We start from the raw sequence: 5,337 nt of genomic DNA on the forward strand, positions 1-5,337 counted from the left end.
TCCGTCGAATACGCCATGGCCGCCGCGGATCGCTATGCCGAACAGTCGCGCCAGGCACTTGCTTCCTTTCCTGACTCGGATTTCAAGCGCGCGTTGCTTTGGGTTCCCGACTTTGTTGTAGCGCGCGACAAATAAATCCCCAAGCTAAACTATTGCTTGATTCCCCAGGGGTGAGCCTTGCCCAAAAAAGCAAGCGAAATCTGGAAGCAAGTCGACCGCTACTTCGCCGATGCCCTGATCGCTCCCAGCGATGGATTCGACGATGCACTCGACGCCAATCGCACAGCCAATCTCCCCGCGATCGACGTCACTCCCCTCCAAGGCAAATTCCTCGAAATCCTGGTCCGCGCCACCGGCTCCAAGCGCATTCTTGAAATCGGCACACTCGGCGGATACAGTACGCTTTGGCTTGCCCGCGCAATTCCGAATAATGGCCTCGTCGTCACCCTCGAACTCGAACCACGCCACGCCGAAATCGCGCAAAAGAATCTGGAAGTTGCCGGGCTCGCTGACCGTGTAGAACTGCGCATTGGCCCAGCCGCGCAAACCCTTGCGACCCTCGTCCGCGAACCCGCCGCCCCCTTCGACTTCATCTTCATCGACGCCGACAAAGCGTCGTACCCCGAGTATCTGCAATGGTCCCTGAAGCTCTCGCGTCCCGGCACGCTCATCGTTGCCGACAACGTAGTGCGCGACGGCAAGGTAATCGATTCGGAAAATCCAGATCCGAATATCCAGGGCGTTCGCCGTCTTACGGAGATGCTCTCGGCTGAACCGCGCTTGAGTGCGACCGCCCTGCAGACCGTTGCCGGCAAGGGTTACGACGGACTCATCATCGCTGTCGTTCTCCACTGATGCACTTCTGGCCATCACCAGAAATCGCGAATCGCGATCAGCTTCCTCGCTGTGCGAAAACGAACAGTCCGCATTTATTCGCGATCAAGCGCTCCAGTCGCGTGTATCCTCAGCACGTCCGCAAAATTCGCCGGATCCCGCACCGCGATTTTCGATCCGGCTCGAAAAGGAAGTTCGCAACAATGATGACCTCTGCTTCATCACGCCTTCGTCAGAGAGTTCTGTTTGCCTCGTGTTCCTTCGCGTCCATCGTCTTTATTCTCGCCACCTGCGCTGGTCACTTGAAGACCGTTAACGCAGCCCAGGCCGCTGCCCCGCCCGCTCAGGCCGCGCCCACCTCGCCGCACGACATCGCCGATACATGGCAAGGCACGCTCCACGCCGGCCAGGATCTGCGCACCGTCGTCAAAATCACGAAGGATGATAAAGGCGCTTACAAGGGAGTCTTCTACAGCCTCGATCAGGGCGCTCAGCCCATCAATCTCGATTCCGTCACCCTGACAGGGCAGGACGTGAAACTGGTTCTCAAACTCTTCAACCTCACCTACGAAGGAAAGCTGAGCGCCGATGGAAAAACCATCGACGGTGCTTCCAGCCAGGGCGGCAACCCGCTTCCCCTTGTCCTCACTCGCGCGACGCCAGAGACCGCCTGGGAGATCCCCAAGCCGCAACCTCCTCCAACACCCATGGCCGCCGATGCCGATCCCAGCTTTGAAGTGGCCACCATCAAGCCCAACAACTCGGGCGCAACCAGCATGCAGGGCCTCGTCATTCGCGGCCGTAAATTCATGACGCGGGCTTCATCGCTGGGCGACTTGATCTCCTTCGCCTACGAAGTGCAAGCCAAGCAGATCGTGAACGCGCCAGATTGGCTCGAGAAAGACCGCTACGACATCGAAGCCGTTCCCGAGCAGGAAGGCGTTCCGAACCCCGAACAAATCAGGATCATGATCCGCAAGCTCCTCGCCGACCGCTTCGGTCTCAAGTTCCACCACGACCAGCGCGACATGTCTGCCTACGTGCTCACCGTCGGCAAAGACGGCAGCAAACTGAAGCCAACACAGATTCAAGGCAACCTGCCCGGTATCGGCATTCGACCCGGCACCGGCGGCATCACGCTAAACATGATCAACGCAACCATCAATGACTTCACCGGCTTCCTGCAGATCCTTGTGCTCGACCGGCCAGTTGTCGACAAGACCGGAATCAAGGGCCGCTACGATTACCAATGCACGTTTACCCCCGATGATTCGCAGTTTGGCGGGCATCCGCCACCCATGCCCGCCCACGGCAGCAATAACGGTTCAACCGACACGGCCGCCGCTGCCGCTCCCAGCCTCTATGACGCGCTGCAGCAGGAACTTGGGCTAAAGCTCTCGGCTGAGAAGACGGCCGTCGACGTAATCGCGATCGATCAGGTGCAGAAACCCACCGCGAACTAGTGGTCTTAGGCATTTGTGCGGGGAAATTGCGCTTCGTCACAATTCCGTTGACCCAAAACAAACACCTGTGGTACCCCTTACTACATCTGTAGGAGATCGATGCTGTGCCACAGCCAACATTGTCGAAGCTAGAGTTCAAAATCATGGAGACACTCTGGGCAAGAAACGAGTGCTCCATCCGCGACATACAAGAGTCCTTTCCGGCAAAGAAGAGGCCCGCCTACACGACCATCCAGACGACTGTCTATCGGATGGAAGTCAAAGGCGTGGTGCATCGCCTGAAAAAAATCGGAAACTTCCACGTCTTCACGCCTGCAGTATCGCGGGAATCGGCACAGCGCCGCCTCATGGACGATTTACTGAGCCTCTTTGGCGGACGTGCTCAGCCAGTAATGACGCACCTGATTGAATCAGGCAAGTTGTCGCTGGAAGATGTGAAAGATGCAGAGCGGCTGTTACGCAATCTCGGCAAGGAGAGGGAATCATGACGTCTGAACTCTTTACGCCCGCATGGACTCCGACCTTGACCGATGCGCTGATCAACCATCTCTGGCAATCGACAGCAGTGGTGTTCGTCGCCTGGCTGCTGACGCTTTCACTACGACCAAACCGGGCCCGCGTGCGGTACGCAATCTGGATGATCGCTTCGATCAAGTTCCTGTTTCCATTTGCGCTCCTCACGAGCCTGGGTGCGCACTGGGCCACGCACAACTCCGCCCCTCAAATCAGCCCGTCGCTCTATGTCATGGTCGAAGAGATTAGCCAGCCATTCCGCCAGGGCCGAATTTCCAACCCCTCCGCCGCAATGCTCACTTCGCCCAGCCACCCAACTCACATCGCGTCCACAATTCTCGCCGCTTTGTGGATCTGTGGATTCCTGGCGATGCTTGTCACTTGGGTTGTGCGATGGCGCCGCGCCGCTGCAATGGCGCGAAACGCCAGGGCCGTTGCCGATGGCCGGGAATTCCAAGCTCTTCGTCTGGCAGAAAAAAACGCAAAAATCAAGAAGCCGATTCCGCTGGTCTTTTCACCAAGCGAATTTGAGCCCGGGATATTCGGAGTCGTGCGTCCAGTTCTGCTTTGGCCCATCGGTCTCTCAGACCGGCTCAACGATGCCCAGGTCGAAGCAATCATGTTTCATGAGGTTGAGCACGTCCGCCGCCGCGATAATCTCAGCGCCGCTATTCACGCCTTTGTCGAAGCACTCTTCTGGTTTCACCCCTTGGTGCGATGGATGAGCGCAAAGCTGAATGAGGAACGCGAGCGCGCATGCGACGAAAGCGTACTCAATCGCAACACGCAGCCGGAAACCTACGCCGACAGCATCCTCAAGGTTTGCGCATTTTGCCTGGAACCACCCACCCCCTGCATCTCTGGCGTTTCAGGCGCCGATCTGAAAGAGCGCATCCTGCGCATCATGGCCCAACGATCCGGAAGCGCTCTAAACCTTTGGAGAAAACTCGTCCTGGCGTCTGCAGCCATACTCGCACTGGCAACGCCCATTGGAATCGGAGTGGTGCACGGACAGGTCGCTGCCACAACAAACAACACCCCGCCAACTCCGGCCGCGACCGCGAACGTTCCGAAGTACGACGTGGCCAGCATCAAGCCATACAAAGCAGACGACGGTCGAGTCAGGATCATGCTCACACCTGACGGCGTGTCTCTTCAGGGCGTGCCGATGCGACTACTGCTGCCTCAGGCATTTGGCGTTGAAGAAGACCGCATTCTGGGTGAACCTGCGTGGGTCAGGTCGAACCGCTATAACATCGAAGCCAAGGTCGAGCCGGACAACGCTCCAAGGCTCAAGGACCTTAAAGTTGAGCAGCGCAACGCAATGATGTTGCAGCTCCTCGTGGATCGGTTCAACCTGAAGTATCACTACGAGAAGCGGGAGCTGCCAATGTATGCCTTGGTAGTAGCCAAAGACGGATTGAAGATGAAGCAAACCAAGCCGGATCAGGATGATCCTGGCGCGAATACACCGCGGCCAGGAGATGCCCCAGGACCGGGCGATGGCCGCCCGCCACAGGGCAGACGCATGATGACGATGAACCCAGGCCACCTTGAGTCCACTGGTACGTCAATCGATATGCTGACGCATGTGCTCTCACGCCAACTGGGCCGCACGGTAGTCGACAAGACAGGACTGACGGGTGAATACGATTTCACATTGGATTACACGCCGGATAACATGCCGATGCCTCCCCATGGTGCCGCAGAAGGTGGGGCAAAGCCAGAGCAACCCGATCAGGGAGGGCCATCACTCTTTACCGCGGTCGAAGAGCAGCTTGGATTGAAGCTTGAGGCAACAAAGGGCATGGTCGACGTGATCGTGATCGACCACATTGATCTGCCTACAGAAAATTGAGCGGGAACATTGGCGGACCTCTGAACGTCTAATTCATCAGGGATCCGCCGAAGTTTTTAGAAGTTTCCGTCGTAGTGATTTCAATCCAGAGTGAGCGCATGATTGTGTGGCGCTGGTTAGCAAGGTGTTTCGTCGTCGTGCTGCTTTGCCTCTGCACGGCGTCCTCTGCGCGCGCCTCTCAGTACTACGGCCAGATCACCTTCGGCGGCTTGCCCGTCCCCGGCGCAACCATCACCGCCACCCAAGGCTCGAAGACATTCAGCGTCACATCCGACGAAGGCGGCGTTTTCCGCTTCGACGATCTTCCCGACGGAGAATGGAAGATCCAAGTCACAATGCTGTGCTTCCAGCCAATCGACGCCGATGTCGTCATCGCGCCGAAAATGGCCGCCGCAAAATATGAGTTGAAGCTGCTTCCCGCGGATCAATTGAAAGCGCTGGCCACCGCACCTCCGCCACAGCCCACAGCACCGAAGCCCGCCTTGCAGGCCGCAACCGAAAAGAAGCATGAAGCCGGAACGACACCGGCGGATATGCCGAAGCCGCCCGACGATGCGAATCAGCAAAGCTCCGACGGATTCCTTGTCAACGGCAGCGTCAACAACGCCGCTACTTCTCAGTTCTCGTTGAATCAGGCCTTCGGCAATCGCCGCTACAACAGCAAGAGTC

The 5,337-nt window shown here is 57.7% G+C and carries 5 protein-coding genes; all 5 read left to right on the forward strand.

Translation table 11 applies throughout. The annotated features are described in order from the left end of the window. Nucleotides 1-177: 177 nt before the first annotated feature. On the forward strand, nucleotides 178-855 hold the full coding sequence (locus tag WA354_RS10600; protein WP_472812979.1) for an O-methyltransferase: 678 nt from the start codon (nucleotides 178-180) through the stop codon (nucleotides 853-855). Between the two features lie 182 nt (nucleotides 856-1,037). Continuing rightward, complete coding sequence (locus tag WA354_RS10605) at nucleotides 1,038-2,297, forward strand: TIGR03435 family protein (protein WP_472812980.1); 1,260 nt, start codon at nucleotides 1,038-1,040, stop codon at nucleotides 2,295-2,297. A gap of 104 nt (nucleotides 2,298-2,401) precedes the next feature. Then, complete coding sequence (locus tag WA354_RS10610) at nucleotides 2,402-2,785, forward strand: BlaI/MecI/CopY family transcriptional regulator (RefSeq protein WP_472812981.1); 384 nt, start codon at nucleotides 2,402-2,404, stop codon at nucleotides 2,783-2,785. Beyond that, a complete protein-coding gene (locus WA354_RS10615; RefSeq protein WP_472812982.1) occupies nucleotides 2,782-4,668 on the forward strand; it encodes a M56 and DUF3738 domain-containing protein in 1,887 nt (628 codons plus the stop codon). The genes WA354_RS10610 and WA354_RS10615 overlap by 4 nt, the downstream gene beginning before the upstream one ends. 74 nt (nucleotides 4,669-4,742) lie before the next feature. Continuing rightward, on the forward strand, nucleotides 4,743-5,337 hold a 595-nt coding region (locus tag WA354_RS10620; RefSeq protein ID WP_472812983.1), incomplete at its 3' end, for a carboxypeptidase-like regulatory domain-containing protein.

Origin of the sequence: Occallatibacter sp., assembly GCF_049802275.1 — a bacterium.
In the GTDB taxonomy this organism is placed as follows: Bacteria; Acidobacteriota; Terriglobia; order Terriglobales; family Acidobacteriaceae; genus Telmatobacter.